This is a genomic window from Coprococcus sp. AM100_B19A (assembly GCF_027662015.1).
Lineage (GTDB): Bacteria > Bacillota > Clostridia > Lachnospirales > Lachnospiraceae > Allocoprococcus > Allocoprococcus comes.
In genome coordinates this window covers 71,471-89,482 of the sequence record NZ_JAQDKN010000009.1, presented here as the reverse complement: position 1 = coordinate 89,482, position 18,012 = coordinate 71,471, and the positions used below count along the sequence as shown (strand labels likewise).

Genomic DNA, 18,012 nt, shown 5'->3' with positions numbered 1-18,012 from the left:
AGAAAAGATGAATATACTTAATCCGGGATAAGGACAATCAATTAGTGAATAGATTGAAGATATGCTATAGTTAGAAGAAAGAAGATTAGACGAGGAGAAAAGATTATGAAAAGAACAGCATTATTTCTTGCAGGAATTCTTGCGATTTCATCACTTTCAGGATGTGGTGCAAAGAATTCGAAATCAGACAGCAGTGAACCATTTGAAGGAAAGTATGTAGTAACCGCCGACTATGTGAAAGAAAATCTGGACGATATCATCGTAGTGGATGCAAGAGGTGAAGATGAGGCGAAAAAAGGTACTGTAAAAGGTGCAGTGGCAACGACATGGCAGTATCTGGCAACCTGCGAAGACGGGGAAGCGGGGGATGCAAACTGGGGATGTATTCTTGATACAAAGCGCCTGAGCGAAAGATTAGGAGAGCTTGGGCTGGCAAAAGATAAGGAAATCGTGCTTTTTTCAAATGCGGAGAAAGGTTGGGGAGAAGATGGCAGGATTGCATGGGAGCTGATCGCGGCAGGCTATGAGGATGTGAAAATCGTAGATGGCGGGATCAAAGCACTGAAAGCAGCAGGAGTTGAGACTGTCAAAGGAGTAGCAGAGCCGAAACCGGTATCGGTAGAAATTGATTCGATTGATGAAACGCATGTGATCAATACGGATGAGCTGAAAGAGATTTATGACGACTGTAAAATTGTGGATACCCGTACAGATAAAGAATATAATGGAAAGACAATGTATGGGGAGGAAAATGGGGGACATCTTCCAGGGGCAATCCAGATCCGTTATACGGATTTGTTTAACAGTGACAGTACATTAAAGAGTAATGAAGATCTGACCAAGATGTTTGAAGATGCAGGACTTTCAAAAGAGGATCATATTATTACTTACTGTACCGGAGGAATCCGTTCAGCTTATATGCAGCTTGTAATGGAAATGTGTGGCTTTGAAAATTCAGAGAACTATGACGAATCTTTTTACAGATGGTGTGTGGAAGGAGATCTGGAGAAATAAAAGAGAAGCAGATCAACGAGATCTGAACATCGTATGAATATGAATGGATTTGAAAAAGCGGGACGTTGGCAATTTAGTCAACGTCCCGCTTTTGTAACCTTTTTGGGAATAATTATTATTTTACAATTTTTTTCTTACCGAATGCAATGATTGCGCCAAGAGCAGCGAGCATTGCAACCGCGAGAGCAGCGATAGGAGCGGTATCTCCTGTCTTTGTTGTAGCAGCAGTAGTGGTTTTACCGTTATTCTGGTTTTTATTGTTATCTTTGCCATTGTTGTCTTTCTTTGTATCAGGATCAGCGACAGGATCTGTTACAAAATGCTTCTGGATCACTTCACTTTTTGCACCGTTTTCGATGGTGAATACCTTGATGTTGGTGATTCCGGCTTCTTTGAGAAGCTGAGTTGCTTTTGCAGCACCTCTTGCTCCACTGTTGCAAAGAACGTAAATTGTTTTTCCTTCAAAATCTGCTTTGTGAGCAGTTACATATTCTGTAAATGCTTTTGCGAGATCATCCGGAAGTTTGTTATCTTTGTCAAAAAGTGGAAGGGAAAGGGATCCCTTTAAGTGTCCTTTTGTGTAAGAAGCTGTAGAACGTACATCAAGAATCAGGTAGTTCTTTGTATCTGCCATTTTATTGATTACATGAGTGTCAGAAACATAGATTGCAGCAGCGTTTACATCAGCATCTTTTGCACCACCAGTGATAGTATGCACTTTTGCAAGATCATATCCGGCAGCTTTTAATAAAGCAGTAGCAGCTCTTGCACCACTTGCACCACTGTTACAGAGAAGATAGAGATCTTTTTTCTCAAGAGTGGCTTTGTTGTCTGTTACATATTTTGTGAAATCTTTGGAAAGCTGGTCATCTGTAGTTTTTGCAACACCATCAGCATTAAATACTGGTGTTGAGATAGAACCTTTCAAATGTCCGGCACCATAGTTGCCTGTTGCACGTACATCAAGGATTGCTACATCGTCTTTTCCAACAGCAGCAACAGCTGTTTTTCCGTCTACAGCATTTCCATCTGTTCCTGACATTGCGTACAGGAGTTCCAGGCCTTTTGCACCGTTTGTGATGGTGTATACTTTTCCATCTTCCTTAGTGCTTGTGTTATAGCCAAGTTCTCCAAGAAGTTTGGTTGCTTTCTGAGCCCCTCTTGCACCACTGTTGCAGATGATGTAGATTGGTTTGTCTTCTGTTATTTTGGAAGTAATTTCTTCTTTGAAAGCTTTTTCAAGTGCTTCAGCTTCAGCTGTGTCAAGTTTGTTGTCGGCGTCAAACAGAGACTGTGAAATGGATCCTTTCAGAGTGCCTGTTTTAGCCTGTGCTTTTGTAGAACGCACATCAATGACATATGCAGTTCCTTCTTTTGCAGCTGTAATAGCATCGTTTCCGGATACAAATTTGTAACCATCTACAGTTACGAAAGCACTTTTTACAGTTTCATCTTTCGCACCACCGGTGATGGTATAGATTGTGTTTTTGTCAACACCGTTGTCTGCAAGTAAAGCAGTAGCGGCTCTTGCACCTCTTGAACCACTGTTGCAGAGAACGTATACTTTTTTGCCTGTAAAGGTAGAAAGATTGTTCGTTACATATTTTGCGAAAGCTTTTGAATATTCGTCCTGATTTGTTGGAGTAACTGTCTCTTCGCCTTTTTCATCAATATAGAACACAGGCTGAGAAATAGAATTCTTCAGATGTCCCTTTGCATAGTTTTCTGTTGTACGTACATCGATGATTACTACATCAGATGAATCAACAGCAGCTACGGCTTCAGCACCGGTTACAGCGTTGTTTGTTCCAAGGAATGCGTAACGAACTTCAAGGCCTGTTGCTCCGTAAGTAATAGTGTGAATGTTGTCAAGAGAATATCCTGCAGCGTTTAATAAAACAGTAGCAGCTTTTGCACCTGCGTTTCCACTGTTGCAGAGAACATAGATTTCTTTTCCTTCAAGAGCGGAATTTCCGGTTACAGTTTCTGTGAAAGCTACAGCAGTAGGTTCATCGGAACGCTTAACAACACCATCAGAAGTAAATACTGGTGCAGAAATAGAACCTTCAATATGTCCCTTGTTGTAGTTTTTAGGTGTGCGTACATCTACGATAACACCAGAGCCGGCTTTTGCATTTTCGATGGCTTTTGATCCATCTATAGGATTACCATCTGTGCCAAGTTCTGTGTAGCGACCAGCGATATCAGTAATAACATCCGAAGTTTCTTTAGAATCATCAGCTTCAGTAGAAGCTTCTTCTTCAGAAGTTTCCCCTTCAGGAACTGTTACTTCTTCCTGGTTTTCCTGATCTTCTGAAACAGTAGTCTGCACATCACTTTCTGTAACGGCATCAGCAACCGGATCAGCGGCAAAAGCTGTCAGAGAGCCGTTCGCAAGTAATGCGAAAGACAGAAATACTGGTAATAATTTTCTTTTCATTTTTCCTCCTTACTCTCAAAATTAGGTTACGATTACATTGTAACAGTTTTCACAAAAATTTCATAATTGTTTTAATCTATATATAAAAACGGAATAGATAAAATCTATAGGTATAATTGAGAGATTTTATTAAACTAACTGCTGTTTCGTGGTAGAATAAAAAGATAAAAATGAAAAACGGGGATATGAAAATGAAAGGAATTATTTTGGCAGGCGGATCAGGAACCCGGCTCTATCCACTTACGATGGTGACATCCAAGCAGCTTTTACCTGTGTATGACAAGCCGATGATCTACTATCCGTTGTCAGTTCTTATGAGTGCAGGAATTCGGGAAATCCTGATCATCAGTACACCACAGGATACACCGAGATTTGAAGAACTTTTCGGGGACGGGCATCAGTTCGGCATCGAATTAACCTATGCGGTGCAGGAAAGACCGGAAGGTCTTGCGCAGGCGTTCATAATAGGAAAAGAATTTATTGGCAATGATGCGGCGGCAATGATCCTGGGGGATAATTTGTTTGCCGGGCATGGGCTTAAGAAACGTCTTTTAGAAGCGGTAAAAGCAGCGGAGAGAGGAGACGGTGCAACCATATTTGGATATTATGTGGATGATCCGGAACGGTTTGGTATCGTGGAATTTGATGAAAAGGGCAAGGCGGTTTCCATTGAGGAAAAACCCGAACATCCGAAAAGTAATTACTGTGTGACAGGTCTGTATTTTTATGATAACCGGGTGAGCGATTATGCAGGACAGTTAAAGCCAAGCAGACGCGGGGAGCTGGAGATCACGGATCTTAACCGGATCTATCTGGAACAGGGAAGACTTCGGGTAGAGCTTCTGGGTCAGGGCTTTACCTGGCTGGATGCGGGCACCCATGAGAGTCTGACAGATGCGACCAATTTTGTGAAGACGGTAGAGACTCATCAGCACCGGAAAATTGGATGTCTGGAAGAAATTGCCTATATGAATGGCTGGATTTCCAGAAACGCACTGCTGGAAGTCTGTGAAAAATACAGACAGAATCAGTATGGACAATATTTGCATGACGTAGCAGAAGGAAAGTTCAGAGAGAATCTATTTTAGACAGGGGAGAGAGTTTATGAAAATCATTGTTACCGGCGGCGCCGGATTTATTGGCAGCAACTTTATTTATTATATGATGGAAAAGCATTCGGAGGATCAAATCATCTGTCTGGATGCACTGACTTATGCAGGGCATATGTCAACCCTGGAAGTAGCAATGAAAAATCCAGCGTTCCGTTTTGTGAAAGCATCTGTGACGGATCGGGTGACTGTATACCGGCTGTTTGAGGAAGAACACCCGGATATAGTAGTTAACTTTGCAGCGGAAAGTCATGTGGACCGGTCGATTGAAAATCCGGAAGTCTTTCTGGATACCAATATAAAGGGAACGGCAGTGTTGATGGATGCGTGCCGGAAATATGGAATCTGGCGTTATCATCAGGTTTCTACGGATGAGGTGTATGGGGATCTTCCGCTTGAACGGCCGGATCTGTTTTTTACAGAAGAGACGCCGATCCATACGAGCAGTCCGTACAGTGCATCCAAGGCAGCGGCAGATCTTCTGGTACAGTCCTATCACAGAACGTATGGACTTCCGGTTACAATTAGCCGTTGTTCCAACAACTATGGACCATATCATCTGCCGGAAAAGCTGATTCCGCTGATGATCGTCGAAGCGCTTCATGACCGGCCGCTTCCGGTCTATGGTGATGGGAAAAATGTCCGTGACTGGCTTTATGTAAAGGATCACTGCCGGGCGATCGATTTGATCCTGCGTCACGGAAAAGAAGGGGAAATTTACAATGTCGGCGGGCATAACGAGATGAAGAATATTGATATTGTGAAGCTGATCTGCAGGGAGCTTGGAAAGCCGGAAGAGCTGATTACTTATGTGGAGGATCGGAAAGGGCATGACAGAAGATATGCAATCGATCCGTCAAAGATCCACAGAGAGCTTGGCTGGCTTCCGGAAACTTCTTTTGCAGAAGGAATTAAGAAAACAATCAACTGGTATCTGAATCATCAGGAGTGGTGGAGACCGATCGTAGAAAAGGAAATGAAAATAAAATGCTAAAGTTTTTGGTGACGGGTGCTGCCGGGCAGCTTGGAAAGGATGTTGTACGTGAACTGGAAAACCGGGGATATGAAGTGACGGGAAGCGGCAGCAAAAAGAGAAAAACAGCAGGTCGTTATGTGAAGATGGATATCACAGACAGAAACGAAGTCGAGGCAGTAATGAAAAAGCTCAGACCGGATATTGTGATCCACTGTGCGGCGTGGACGGCGGTGGATGCGGCAGAAGAGCCGGAAAACTATGAAAAAGTATGGGAAGTTAATGGAAAGGGCACAGCAAATCTTGCATCCGCCTGCCAGAAAATTCATGCTAAAATGGTTTATATCAGTACAGACTATGTGTTTGGTGGACAGGGGAGCAGACCGTGGGAACCGGATTGTGAGGAGTTTTCGCCGCTGAACCGATACGGTGAAACGAAATTACAGGGTGAACAGACAGTGAAAGCAGAACTGAAAGAGTATTTTATTGTGCGAATCGCTTGGGTATTCGGGAAAAACGGGAATAATTTCGTGAAGACCATGCTGGAGCAGGGGAAAAGACGGAAAGAACTTCGAGTGGTATGTGATCAGATTGGAACGCCGACTTACACAGCAGATCTTGCAAAATTTCTTGCAAATCTGTCGATGACAAAGCGATATGGAATCTATCATGTGACTAATGAAGGAGAATATGTCAGCTGGTATGATTTTGCAAAAGAAATCTTCGCACAGGCTGTGAAGCTTGGTGAAAAAGAATATGCAGATGTAAAAGTGATTCCGGTTACGACAGCAGAATATGGAATTTCAAAAGCAGCAAGACCGTTTAACAGCAGACTTGACAGAAAAAGGATCTGTGAAGAAGGATTTCAGCCACTGCCGGTCTGGAAGAATGCGCTGGAGAGATATTTGCAGGAAGTTCTTGCAGAGAGAAAAGGATAAAAGGAAAATGGGACAGATAAAGGTAGAAAAAAATGCAGGTGGAATCGAAGGACTCTGCGTGATCGAACCGTCGGTGCATGGTGATCAGCGTGGATATTTTATGGAAACTTATAATCAGAAGGATATGGAGGAAGCCGGACTTACGATGAAGTTTGTACAGGATAATCAGTCCGGTTCTGGAAAAGCAGTGCTGAGAGGACTTCATTTTCAGAAGAAATATCCGCAGGGAAAGCTAGTCCGGGTGATCCGGGGAACCGTATTTGATGTGGCGGTGGATATCCGGAAAGGAAGTGCCACCTATGGAAAATGGTATGGAATTGAACTGTCGGAAGAGAATAAAAAGCAGTTTTACATTCCGGAAGGATTTGCGCATGGATTTCTGGTGCTGAGCGACCAGGCAGAATTCTGCTACAAATGTACGGATTTTTATCATCCGGATGATGAGGGCGGGATTGCCTGGAACGATCCGACGATCAACGTTGCATGGCCAGAGCTTGATGTGCCATACAGAATGAGTGAAAAAGATAAAAAGTGGGGAAGGCTGGGAGAATAAGATGGAAAGAATTCAGGGATTAAAAGAATATGTACAGACAGAACATTATCTGGAAGGAATCGGGATCGGGAAAGAAGAGCAGAAGGAAATTCAGATTACCTATCAGCCACTGGCACAGGGCGAATATAATATCAACTACTGGTTCGTACACCCACTGACCGGAAAGAAACTGGTGCTTCGTGTCAATACAGGAAGCCAGATGCATCTGGAAAATCAGATTGAATACGAATATCATGCATTGGAGCTTCTGGCAGATTCAGGACGGACGCCAGTGCCGGTTTTTGTAGATGGAAGTAAGAAGGAACTGCCGTATGGTGTGATGGTTATGGAGTTTCTGGAAGGGAGTGCACTGGATTATCGGAAGAATCTGATGGAAGCGGCAGAATGTCTTGCGGATATCCACAGTGTTCCGGTAAAAGAAACGGATGGACTGATATCGCCATCGAATCCACTGCAGGCGATTCTGGATGAATGTAATCAGATGGTGCAGACATACTACGAGTCTGATCTGGGAGAAGAAAAGAAAAAAGTACAGATCCGGCGTCTTCTGGAGCTGGGACAGGAGAAGATCAATGAGATCCGGGATTATAGTGGATACAGATGCTGTATTAACACAGAGCTGAATTCAGGAAATTTCCTGATGAATGGCGCAGGAAAAGACAATTATCTGGTTGACTGGGAAAAGCCGCTTTATGGTGATCCGGTTCAGGATCTGGGGCATTTCCTTGCACCAACGACAACTTTCTGGAAAACAGATGTGATTCTGACAGAAGAAGAGATGGCTGATTTTACAAGAAAATATATCCAGGCGGTAAATGGCAGATTTGATGTGAGTGGAATCGAAGAACGTCTGAACATTTTTATTCCGATCACGTGTCTCAGGGGAATTACATGGTGTGCAATGGCGTGGGTAGAATATCAGGAGCCGGGAAGACTGATCCGCAACGAAGAAACATTTAAAAAGATGGAAGACTATTTAAACCGGGATTTTCTGGATATGATCGAAGAAAGATATTATAAATAAAGATTTCAGGGATACGGAGTAATAAAATCCTACGTTTTTCCACATACTACCCATATCGAATAAATTATGGAAAATATGTGGAACACAGGAGGAATAGAATCAATATGAAAGCTACAGGAATTGTCCGCCGGATCGATGATCTTGGCAGAATTGTCGTTCCGAAGGAAATCAGGCGCACGCTACGTATCCGTGAGGGTGATGCACTTGAAATTTTCACCGACCGGGAAGGAGAAATCATTCTCAAAAAATACTCACCGCTTGGGGAAATGGGAAATTTTGCAGACCAATATGCGGAAAGTCTGGCGCAGACGCTTGGATATCTGGTGTGTATCACAGATACAGATCAGGTGATTGCAGCAGCAGGACCGGGGAAGAAAGAATTTCAGGAACAGCTGATCACAAGACAGCTTGCGGAAGTGATCGCAAGAAGGGAGCAGTTTCTGGCATCCTCTATGGATCGGAAGTTCACGGTCATCGTGTCGGGACAGAATGCAGAACTGAAATGGCAGGTGGTAAGTCCGATCATCTGCGCCGGAGATGCGATCGGTTCTGTCGTGATCCTGGCAAAGGACGGCAGGAAAAAACCCGGTGAGTTGGAACAGAAGATGATACTCTGCGCAGCAGGATTTCTGGGACGACAGATGGAACAGTAAAGGAATATTTCATAAGAATCTCTCATAGTATAAAAGGACAGGAGGGGTTCTTATGGAAAAAAAGCTGTTTGGAAATATCTGTTTTACAAGACTTGTGAAAGCACTGATGCTTTCTTACTTTCTTACGATGCTGATGCTGCTCGGGCTGTCCTTTGGACTGTATAAGTTTGACTTAAGCGAGAAAACAGTCCGGATCGGGATCCTTGCGGTTTACATAATTTCCACATTTGCCGGTGGATTTGCCATGGGAAAAATGGGGAAGACAAGGAAATTCCTGAGGGGATTTATGCTTGGAATGTTCTATTTTCTGCTCCTGCTTGCAATTTCAGCAGGGATCTACCGGAGCGTGCAGGGTGGAATACAGATGATGATCGCCTGGATCCTCTGTGGGGCAGGCGGAATGCTCGGTGGTATGGTGTCCTGAAGGGGCGGAGATGTAATTTTTGCGTTGACGGTATCAAGGGATATGGGCGATACTTTTATTTTTTAATCCGGAGGAAGCAGTTGCTTCGGAAGGAGCAGTAATGACTCCGGGCACTTGCATGAATGTAAGGATTGTAAAGAAAAACTGGATTTTGCCCATTTGTTTCACACATTTGTTTCAGATTGGATTTTTGCGTTGACGGTAAGTTGGAAAATGTGTTATACTGTATCACATAATGAGCAAAGAAGGAGGATATTACAATGAAACACATTAAAACATTGAATACACAGACTCTGAACAATACAGTAAAGAAGGGCGGATGCGGAGAATGCCAGACATCCTGTCAGTCAGCATGCAAGACTTCTTGTACAGTAGGAAATCAGACTTGCGAACACAGCAAATAAGAGATATTTGTAAGTGTAGTGAATAAGTATGACAAGCAGGCAGCGGCTTTAAAGCCGCTGTCATTTGACGTATGAGGAAAAATTTGAAAAATAAGGATAGAAAGGGGTACCGGTTGTGATTCATCAGTACCAGAACAATGGATATAATATTGTACTTGATGTCAACAGCGGATGCGTTCATGTAGTGGACGAGCCGGGGTACGAAGTTATTGCATGTCTGAACCGTATGAACGAGAATCAGACAGTGCAGACGCTGAAAGAAGAAAGTACATGGAACCAGCTGAAAGATGAGCTGGAAGGGAAATATTCCGAAGAAGAACTCAGAGATATATTGGATGACGTGACAGAGCTGACTGAGAATGGACAGCTTTTTGTTGTTGATACATATGAACCTTTTATCGGGGAGGTTATCAAGCGTAAGACAGTTGTGAAAGCACTTTGTTTGCATATCGCACACGACTGCAATCTTGCCTGCAAATACTGTTTTGCAGAAGAAGGAGAGTATCACGGAAGAAGAGCGCTTATGACTTATGAAGTTGGTAAGAAAGCCCTGGATTTCCTGATCGCCAATTCCGGAACAAGAAGGAATCTGGAAGTTGATTTCTTTGGCGGGGAGCCGCTGATGAACTGGCAGGTTGTAAAAGACCTGGTGGCATACGGAAGAGAACAGGAGAAGCTTCATGACAAGCATTTCCGTTTTACTGTAACTACGAATGGTGTACTTCTGAATGATGACATCCAGGAGTTTATCAATAAAGAAATGGACAATGTAGTCATCAGTCTTGACGGACGTAAGGAAGTTAATGACAGAATGCGTCCTTTCAGAAACGGAAAAGGAAGCTATGATTTGATCGTTCCGAAGTTCCAGAAGCTTGCAGATTCACGTAATCAGGAACGCTACTATATCCGCGGAACATTTACCAGAAACAATCTGGATTTTTCAGAGGATGTGAAGCACTTTGCAGAGCTTGGCTTCAAGCAGATGTCGATCGAACCGGTTGTCGGGGATGAATCTGATCCGTATGCAATCCGCGAAGAAGATCTTCCACAGATCTTTGATGAGTATGACAAGCTTGCAAGATATATCATCGAGAAAGATAAAAAGGGAGAAGGATTCAATTTCTTCCACTTTATGATCGACCTGGAAGGAGGACCGTGTCTGTACAAACGTCTGTCCGGATGTGGTTCGGGAACCGAATACCTTGCTGTTACGCCATGGGGAGATTTCTATCCGTGTCACCAGTTTGTAGGTGATGAAGATTTCCTGATGGGAAATGTAAACGAAGGGATTACAAGACCGGAGATCGCAGATGAGTTCCGTTGCTGCAACGTATATACAAAAGAAAAATGTAAGAAATGTTTTGCAAGATTCTACTGCAGTGGCGGGTGTATGGCAAACGCATACAAGTATGCAGACGGATTAAATGATTCTTATGATCTGGGCTGTGAGATGGAACGTAAGCGCGTAGAATGCGCGATTATGATAAAGGCTGCAATGGCAGACGAAAACTAAGAAAGGGACTTGGACATGAAGAAGAGTAAAGGAATAGTAAGCCTTGTTCTGATTGCTGCACTTTTAGGACTTCTTGGATTTACCTGCTGGCAGGGATTTGGTTCCTCCCACACAGGTTCTGCAAGAAATATCAATCTTGGTCTTGACCTTGCCGGTGGTGTCAGCATCACTTATCAGGCAAAAGACAAGAATCCTTCAGCAGAAGATATGAAGGATACGATCTACAAGTTACAGAAGCGTGTAGAGCAGTACAGTACAGAAGCAAGTGTATATCAGGAAGGGGACGACCGGATCAACATCGAGATCCCAGGTGTATCCGATGCCAATAAAGTTCTGGAAGAACTCGGCAAACCAGGATCACTGGTATTTCAGGATGCAGATGGCAACACCGTTCTTGAAGGAACAGATGTTAAAAATGCAGAGGCCCAGACGCAGGAAAACTCTACGACTAAGAATAAAGAATATGTTGTAGCTCTGCAGCTTACCAAAGAAGGAACAACCAAATTTGCAGAAGCAACAGCAGCAAATGTAGGAAAACAGATTTCCATTATTTATGATGGACAGACAATCAGTTCACCAAGAGTTAATCAGGCGATCGAAGGCGGAGAAGCCGTTATCACAGGGATGTCAAGCTATGAAGAAGCAGACAATCTTGCAGCTACCATCCGAATCGGTGGACTTTCTCTGGAACTGGAAGAACTTCGCTCTAATGTAGTAGCTGCACAGCTCGGAGAAGAAGCAATCAGCACAAGCTTAATGGCTGGTGCCATCGGACTTGCCATCATCTTCGTATTTATGTGCTTCGTATATCTGATTCCGGGACTTGCAGCAGGTCTTGCACTTCTGATCTACACAGGACTGATCCTAGTGCTTTTAAATGCATTTAATATCACGCTTACCCTTCCGGGAATTGCAGGTATCATCCTTGGAATCGGTATGGCAGTCGATGCCAACGTTATCATTTTCGCCCGTGTGCGTGAAGAAGTGACAACAGGTATCAGTGTTAAGACTTCCCTGAAGAATGGTTTCCACAAAGCACTGTCTGCGATCGTTGACGGTAACGTAACAACTCTGATCGCTGCAGCTATTCTCTGGTTCAAGGGTTCAGGTTCTGTAAAAGGATTTGCACAGACACTGGCACTTGGTATTGTTGTGTCAATGTTTACGGCACTTGTTATTACCAGGATCATCATTTTCTCTCTGTATGCGATTGGTCTTCGTGATGTGAAATTTTATGCGAAGAAATTCAAAAAAGAAAGAAAAATTATCGACTTCCTCGGAAAGAAAGCCATTTTCTTTGCAATATCAATTGCTGTGATCGCAGCAGGTTTTGTGACAATGGGAGTCCAGTCGGGAAAAGGTGAAGGTGCGCTGAACTACAGCCTGGAATTCAAGGGCGGTACGGCTACAACCGTAACATTTGATAAAGATTACTCGATTAAAGAGATTGATTCAAAGATCGTTCCGGTTGTAGAAGATGTGACCGGAGATCACAATGTACAGGCACAGAAAGTAAAAGACAGCAATCAGATCATCATCAAGACACAGACGCTGAATCTTGATGAAAGAGAAGCACTTAACAATGCGCTTGCTGATAAATTTGGTGTAGACACATCGACAATTACAGCAGAAAATATCAGTTCTACGGTAAGCTCCGAGATGAGACAGGATGCGATCATTGCAGTTATCATTTCAGCGATCTGTATGCTGATCTATATCTGGTTCCGGTTCAAAGATGTACGTTTCGCATCAAGTGCGGTTCTTGCTCTTTTACACGATTTGTTATTTGTGCTTACATTCTATGCACTTGCAAGAACATCTGTCGGTAATACATTTATCGCATGTATGTTGACAATCCTTGGATATTCTATCAATGCGACGATCGTTATTTTCGACCGTATCCGTGAAGAGCTTCGGGTCATGAAGAGAAACGATGATCTGAAAGCGCTTGTAAACAGAAGTATCACTTATACACTGACAAGAAGTATTTACACAACATTTACTACATTTGTCATGGTAGCGGTTCTTTATATCATGGGTGTAAGCTCTATTAAAGAATTTGCAGCACCTCTTATGGTTGGTATTGCAGGTGGCGGATATTCATCTGTATGTATCACCGGTGCATTATGGTATGTAATGAAAACAAAAATCGGCGGCAAAAAAGCAGCGAAAAAGAAATAACTGACAGAAAATGAGGTGTCGGAGGAGAATCCTCCGGCATCTTTGTATTATCTGACTACCAAAGAAAGGAAAAGAGAAAATGGAGAACTGGGTACTTCTGAGAAAAGGAGCGGATTTTCAGCATATCAGTGAGAAATTCCATATCAGTCCGCGAGTGGCTTCCCTGATAAGAAACCGGGATGTAATCGGGGATGATGCGATCGAGAAATATTTAAACGGTACGATCGCCGATCTGTACGATGGAATGCTGATGAAGGATATGGACAAGGCAGTAGCGGTTCTTGGAGAAAAGATAAAAGAAAATGCAAAAATCAGGATCATCGGAGACTATGATATTGATGGAATCCAGTCGACCTATATTCTTCTGGAGGGATTCCGGATGCTCGGAGCTGATGTGGACAGTGACATTCCGGATCGTATGAAGGACGGGTATGGTCTAAACCGGAACCTGATCGACCGGGCGCTGGAGGCCGACGTGGATACGATCATTACCTGTGATAACGGGATTGCGGCGGCAGAGGAGATCGCCTATGCAAAAAGTATGGGAATGACGATTGTGGTGACGGATCATCATGAGGTCCCGTATACGGAAATTGGCGGGGAACGAAGATATATTTTGCCGGAGGCAGATGCGGTTGTGGATCCGAAGCAGGAGGACTGTACTTATCCGTTCAAAGGGCTGTGCGGGGCTGCGGTTGCTTACAAGCTGGTGGAGGCTCTGATGGAAGCCATGGGAAAAGATGCGGAAGATGCAGATTATCTGATGGAAAATGTGGCAATCGCAACGATCGGTGATGTTATGGATCTGGTGGACGAAAACCGTATTTTTGTTAAACAGGGACTGGATATGCTGAAACGGACGGAGAATCTGGGACTGAAGGCGCTGATGGAATGTACTGGTGTGAATGTAGATAAGCTGTCTCCGTATCACATTGGATTTGTGATCGGCCCGTGTATGAATGCCAGTGGAAGACTGGATACAGCAAAGCGTGCCCTGGAGCTTCTGGAGGCAAAGAAAGTGGCGGAGGCGGATCTGCTGGCAGGTGATCTGAAAGCACTCAATGACAGCCGGAAGGATATGACGGCGCAGGCGGTAGAAGAGGCCTTTATCCAGGTGGAGAACAGTGAACTTAAGGATGCAGACGTGCTGGTGGTCTACCTGCCGGAATGTCATGAAAGCCTTGCCGGGATTGTGGCAGGAAGGATCCGGGAAAAATATTACCGTCCGGTCTTTGTGCTGACGAAGGGCGCGGAAGGTTTAAAGGGCTCAGGAAGATCGATCGAGACCTGGCACATGTATGAAGGACTGAACCGGGTAAAGCATCTGTTGTCAAAATTTGGCGGGCATAAGATGGCGGCAGGTCTCTCCATGCCGGAGGAGAATCTGGAACAGTTCCGTAAGGAGATTAACGAAAAATCCGGGATCACACCAGAGGATCTGAATGAAAAGATTGCCATAGATATGCAGCTCCCGTTTGAATGTGTCAATGAAAAATTTATCGGAGAGCTTGCGGTTCTGGAACCATTTGGCAAAGGAAATGCACGTCCGGTCTTTGCAGAAAGACAGGTACAGGTGGAAAGTGCGAGAATCCTTGGCAAGAATAAAAATGTGCTGAAGTTGCAGGTGAAGGATCTTCACGGTACAAGGATGGATGCCATGTATTTTGGAGATGTGAATACCTTTGTGGAATATGTGCGTGAAAAATTTGGAGATATTGCCTGTGAGTGTCTACTGCACGGACATGGGCATGGAATTGTTATGGCATTTACCTATTATCCTGATATCAATGAGTATCAGGGAGTCCGTACGCCACAGATTGTGATCCAAAATTATAAATAATTTGAAAAACAGCAATTTTATGCTATACTAATAAATATTGCATATATTTGTAGGTAAGGTGGAGAAGAAAGATGAAAAAACTTGAAGAATATGTTGTCAGCATTCCGGATTATCCGGAAAAAGGAATTATTTTCAGAGATGTAACCAGCATTCTTGAAGATCCGGAAGGGCTTCAGCTTTCCATTCGGGAACTGCAGGATAAGCTTGAAGGCATGGATTTCAACATCGTGATCGGACCGGAGTCCAGAGGATTTATTTTTGGAATGCCGATTGCATATAATCTGCAAAAAGCATTTGTGCCGATCCGTAAAAAAGGAAAGCTTCCTTGCGAGACAGCATCGATCAAGTATGATCTGGAATATGGAAGTGCAGAGATCGAGATCCACAAGCGTTCGATCAAACCGGGAGACAAGGTTGTGATCGTAGATGACCTGATGGCAACAGGCGGTACGGCAGAAGCAATGATCAAACTGATCGAAGGACTTGGCGGTGAGGTTGTAGAAGTTCTCTGCCTGATCGAACTGATGGGATTAAAAGGACGGGAAAAACTGAAAGGATACAAAGTAGATTCCGTAATCCAGTATCCGGGAAACTAATGAGAAAGAAGGGAAGGCTATGGCAGACGATATCGGAATCCAGCAGGAGATGCTGATCGAACCAACACATAAAAAACTGGAGATCGTAGATGGTCATGCGGTAAAGGATGTGGAAGATTATCAGAATCCGGAACTGCTTTATAAAAGTCTGATCGAGCGAGTCAGAAAGTACCATCCTTCGGCGGACGTCTCTATGATCGAAAAAGCATATCATATTGCAAGAGATGCGCATAAAGGGCAGACACGGAAATCCGGAGAAGAGTATATTATCCATCCTCTGTGGGTAGGAATCATTCTGGCACAACTGGAGATGGACAAAGAGACGATCGTTGCCGGCATCCTTCATGATGTGGTAGAAGACACGGTGATGACGGACGAAGAAATCCGTCAGGAATTCGGAGATGAGGTGGCTCTTCTGGTAGACGGTGTCACAAAGCTGGGACAGCTTTCCTATTCAGCGGATAAGCTGGAGGTCCAGGCTGAGAATCTTCGTAAGATGTTCCTTGCGATGGCAAAAGATATCCGTGTTATCATCATCAAGCTTGCCGACCGTCTGCACAATATGCGTACCCTGCAGTATATGCGACCGGAGAAGCAGTTGGAAAAAGCAAAAGAAACCATGGATATCTATGCTCCGATCGCACAACGGCTTGGTATTTCCAAGATCAAGACAGAGCTTGATGACCTGGCACTCAAATATTCCCAGCCGGAGGTTTTTAACGATCTGGTAAAGCAGATCAATGCAAGAAAAACGGAAAGGGAAGAATTTGTCCAGCAGATCGTGGATGAGGTTTCCACGCATATGAAGAATGCGAACATTGATGCAGAAGTGAACGGACGTGTGAAGCATTTCTTCAGCATTTATAAGAAGATGGTGAACCAGGATAAGACGGTGGATCAGATCTATGATCTGTTTGCAGTCCGTATTATCGTAGATTCTGTAAAAGACTGTTATGCGGCGCTTGGAGTTATCCATGAGATGTATACACCGGTACCGGGACGTTTTAAAGATTATATCGCAATGCCGAAGGCAAATATGTACCAGTCTCTGCATACGACTCTGATGAGTTCGATCGGTCAGCCGTTTGAGATCCAGATCCGTACAAAAGAGATGCATAAAACTGCTGAATACGGTATTGCGGCACACTGGAAATATAAAGAGTCTGAAGATGGAAAGAAGAGCGTTGAAGCGAAGGAAGAAGAGAAACTGAGCTGGCTTCGTCAGATCCTGGAATGGCAGCGAGACATGTCAGACAACCGGGAATTTCTGAATCTTCTGAAAGGAGACCTGGATCTATTTGCAGAGGATGTATACTGCTTTACACCGAACGGAGATGTCAAGAACCTGCCGAACGGTTCTACGCCGGTTGACTTTGCCTATGCGATCCATACGGCGGTCGGCAACAAGATGGTAGGTGCCCGAGTCAATGGCAAGCTGGTCAATATCGATTATAAGATCCAGAACGGGGACCGAATCGAGATCCTGACTTCGCAGAACTCCAAAGGACCGAGCCGTGACTGGCTGAGTATCGTCAAGAGTACCCAGGCGAAGAACAAGATTAACCAGTGGTTTAAGAAAGAATTCAAAGAAGAAAATATTGTACGTGGTAAGGAAATGCTTGCCACGTACTGTAAGGCAAAAGGATTTGTACTCTCGGATCTGATGAAACCGAAATATATGCAGATCGTGCAGGAAAAGTACGGCTTTAAGGACTGGGATTCGATTCTTGCAGCACTTGGACATGGCGGATTGAAGGAAGGGCAGATCGTCAACCGTCTTGCAGAAGAATACAGTAAGGATCACCGAAAAGAACTGACTGACGAAAGTGTTCTGGAAAAGGTTGCGGAAGCGGCAAAGAACAAGGTGCATATCACCCGATCCAAGAGTGGTATCGTGGTCAAGGGAATCGACGATATGGCAGTGCGCTTTTCCAGATGCTGCAATCCGGTGCCGGGAGATGAGATCGTTGGTTTTATCACCCGTGGACGTGGAATGTCGATCCATCGGACGGACTGTGTCAATATCATTCATCTGTCAGAAACGGAAAGAGCGCGTCTGATCCCGGCAGAATGGGAAAAACCGGAGGAAGGTACAGACACCGGAAGCTATCTGGCTGAGATCAAGATGTATGCAAATGATAGGCAGGGACTTTTGATGGATATGTCCAAGGTGTTCACGGAGATGAATATTGATGTGAAGTCTATGAATGTAAGAACCAGCAAACAGGGAACGGCAACAATCGAAGCCGGATTTATTGTCCGGGGAAGAGAGGAGCTTGGAAAAGTGATCGGAAAGCTCCGGCAGATCGTCGGTGTGCTGGATATAGAACGAGCAGTGGGGTAAAAAGAA

15 protein-coding genes are annotated in these 18,012 nt (G+C 44.1%); 14 read left to right on the top strand and 1 reads right to left on the bottom strand.

Going from position 1 to position 18,012, the window contains the following annotated elements; genetic code table 11:
- The first annotated feature begins 105 nt into the window (after positions 1-105).
- Positions 106-1,014: a rhodanese-like domain-containing protein gene (locus tag PGQ33_RS10660; protein WP_270205703.1), complete on the top strand. Its 909-nt coding sequence runs from the start codon at positions 106-108 to the stop codon at positions 1,012-1,014.
- A 115-nt stretch (positions 1,015-1,129) separates the two neighbouring features.
- Here PGQ33_RS10660 and PGQ33_RS10655 read toward each other — a convergent pair whose 3' ends face one another.
- On the bottom strand, positions 1,130-3,454 hold the full coding sequence (locus tag PGQ33_RS10655; RefSeq protein WP_270205702.1) for a rhodanese-like domain-containing protein: 2,325 nt from the start codon (positions 3,452-3,454) through the stop codon (positions 1,130-1,132).
- 191 nt (positions 3,455-3,645) lie between these two features.
- Here PGQ33_RS10655 and rfbA point away from each other — a divergent pair, with 191 nt between their 5' ends.
- The 13 genes from rfbA (at position 3,646) to PGQ33_RS10590 (ending at position 18,006) form a co-directional block, all read left to right on the top strand.
- The gene (rfbA, locus tag PGQ33_RS10650; RefSeq protein WP_022220496.1) at positions 3,646-4,542 is read left to right on the top strand and encodes a glucose-1-phosphate thymidylyltransferase RfbA; all 897 of its coding nucleotides are present in this window, start codon (positions 3,646-3,648) and stop codon (positions 4,540-4,542) included.
- Positions 4,543-4,558: 16 nt separating this feature from the next.
- On the top strand, positions 4,559-5,557 hold the full coding sequence (rfbB, locus tag PGQ33_RS10645; RefSeq protein WP_008369702.1) for a dTDP-glucose 4,6-dehydratase: 999 nt from the start codon (positions 4,559-4,561) through the stop codon (positions 5,555-5,557).
- Positions 5,551-6,474: a dTDP-4-dehydrorhamnose reductase gene (rfbD, locus tag PGQ33_RS10640; RefSeq protein ID WP_022220495.1), complete on the top strand. Its 924-nt coding sequence runs from the start codon at positions 5,551-5,553 to the stop codon at positions 6,472-6,474. Before rfbB ends, rfbD begins: the two co-directional genes overlap by 7 nt.
- 7 nt (positions 6,475-6,481) lie before the next feature.
- On the top strand, positions 6,482-7,027 hold the full coding sequence (gene rfbC, locus PGQ33_RS10635) for a dTDP-4-dehydrorhamnose 3,5-epimerase (protein WP_044998736.1): 546 nt from the start codon (positions 6,482-6,484) through the stop codon (positions 7,025-7,027).
- Position 7,028: 1 nt separating this feature from the next.
- On the top strand, positions 7,029-8,051 hold the full coding sequence (locus PGQ33_RS10630) for an aminoglycoside phosphotransferase family protein (RefSeq protein ID WP_022220493.1): 1,023 nt from the start codon (positions 7,029-7,031) through the stop codon (positions 8,049-8,051).
- A 104-nt stretch (positions 8,052-8,155) separates the two neighbouring features.
- On the top strand, positions 8,156-8,704 hold the full coding sequence (spoVT, locus tag PGQ33_RS10625; protein WP_022220492.1) for a stage V sporulation protein T: 549 nt from the start codon (positions 8,156-8,158) through the stop codon (positions 8,702-8,704).
- Positions 8,705-8,756: 52 nt separating this feature from the next.
- Positions 8,757-9,128: a TIGR04086 family membrane protein gene (locus PGQ33_RS10620; RefSeq protein ID WP_270205701.1), complete on the top strand. Its 372-nt coding sequence runs from the start codon at positions 8,757-8,759 to the stop codon at positions 9,126-9,128.
- Positions 9,129-9,388: 260 nt separating this feature from the next.
- The gene (gene scfA, locus PGQ33_RS10615) at positions 9,389-9,532 is read left to right on the top strand and encodes a six-cysteine ranthipeptide SCIFF (RefSeq protein WP_008369659.1); all 144 of its coding nucleotides are present in this window, start codon (positions 9,389-9,391) and stop codon (positions 9,530-9,532) included.
- Positions 9,533-9,647: 115 nt separating this feature from the next.
- Positions 9,648-11,045 (top strand): thioether cross-link-forming SCIFF peptide maturase, encoded by a 1,398-nt coding sequence (gene scfB / locus PGQ33_RS10610; protein WP_117558972.1) that lies wholly within the window; start codon positions 9,648-9,650, stop codon positions 11,043-11,045.
- A 15-nt stretch (positions 11,046-11,060) separates the two neighbouring features.
- Positions 11,061-13,226 carry a protein translocase subunit SecD gene (gene secD, locus PGQ33_RS10605; RefSeq protein WP_270205700.1) on the top strand — a complete coding sequence of 722 codons (2,166 nt, stop codon included), beginning with the start codon at positions 11,061-11,063 and terminating at the stop codon, positions 13,224-13,226.
- 79 nt (positions 13,227-13,305) lie between these two features.
- Complete coding sequence (recJ, locus tag PGQ33_RS10600; protein ID WP_117823008.1) at positions 13,306-15,066, top strand: single-stranded-DNA-specific exonuclease RecJ; 1,761 nt, start codon at positions 13,306-13,308, stop codon at positions 15,064-15,066.
- Between the two features lie 71 nt (positions 15,067-15,137).
- Positions 15,138-15,662, top strand: a complete 525-nt coding sequence (locus PGQ33_RS10595) for an adenine phosphoribosyltransferase (protein WP_022221132.1) — start codon at positions 15,138-15,140, stop codon at positions 15,660-15,662.
- A gap of 19 nt (positions 15,663-15,681) precedes the next feature.
- The gene (locus PGQ33_RS10590; RefSeq protein WP_173826203.1) at positions 15,682-18,006 is read left to right on the top strand and encodes a RelA/SpoT family protein; all 2,325 of its coding nucleotides are present in this window, start codon (positions 15,682-15,684) and stop codon (positions 18,004-18,006) included.
- The last annotated feature ends 6 nt before the right edge of the window (positions 18,007-18,012 follow it).

Excerpts from the sequence above, each read along its gene's own strand:
- PGQ33_RS10630 (WP_022220493.1), top strand. The coding sequence starts at position 7,029 with ATGGAAAGAATTCAGGGATTAAAAGAATATGTACAGACAGAACATTAT.
- rfbB (WP_008369702.1), top strand. The coding sequence starts at position 4,559 with ATGAAAATCATTGTTACCGGCGGCGCCGGATTTATTGGCAGCAACTTT.
- rfbC (WP_044998736.1), top strand. The coding sequence starts at position 6,482 with ATGGGACAGATAAAGGTAGAAAAAAATGCAGGTGGAATCGAAGGACTC.
- PGQ33_RS10655 (WP_270205702.1), bottom strand. The coding sequence starts at position 3,454 with ATGAAAAGAAAATTATTACCAGTATTTCTGTCTTTCGCATTACTTGCG.
- PGQ33_RS10620 (WP_270205701.1), top strand. The coding sequence starts at position 8,757 with ATGGAAAAAAAGCTGTTTGGAAATATCTGTTTTACAAGACTTGTGAAA.
- PGQ33_RS10590 (WP_173826203.1), top strand. The coding sequence starts at position 15,682 with ATGGCAGACGATATCGGAATCCAGCAGGAGATGCTGATCGAACCAACA.
- spoVT (WP_022220492.1), top strand. The coding sequence starts at position 8,156 with ATGAAAGCTACAGGAATTGTCCGCCGGATCGATGATCTTGGCAGAATT.
- recJ (WP_117823008.1), top strand. The coding sequence starts at position 13,306 with ATGGAGAACTGGGTACTTCTGAGAAAAGGAGCGGATTTTCAGCATATC.
- rfbA (WP_022220496.1), top strand. The coding sequence starts at position 3,646 with ATGAAAGGAATTATTTTGGCAGGCGGATCAGGAACCCGGCTCTATCCA.
- rfbD (WP_022220495.1), top strand. The coding sequence starts at position 5,551 with ATGCTAAAGTTTTTGGTGACGGGTGCTGCCGGGCAGCTTGGAAAGGAT.
- PGQ33_RS10595 (WP_022221132.1), top strand. The coding sequence starts at position 15,138 with ATGAAAAAACTTGAAGAATATGTTGTCAGCATTCCGGATTATCCGGAA.
- secD (WP_270205700.1), top strand. The coding sequence starts at position 11,061 with ATGAAGAAGAGTAAAGGAATAGTAAGCCTTGTTCTGATTGCTGCACTT.
- scfA (WP_008369659.1), top strand. The coding sequence starts at position 9,389 with ATGAAACACATTAAAACATTGAATACACAGACTCTGAACAATACAGTA.
- PGQ33_RS10660 (WP_270205703.1), top strand. The coding sequence starts at position 106 with ATGAAAAGAACAGCATTATTTCTTGCAGGAATTCTTGCGATTTCATCA.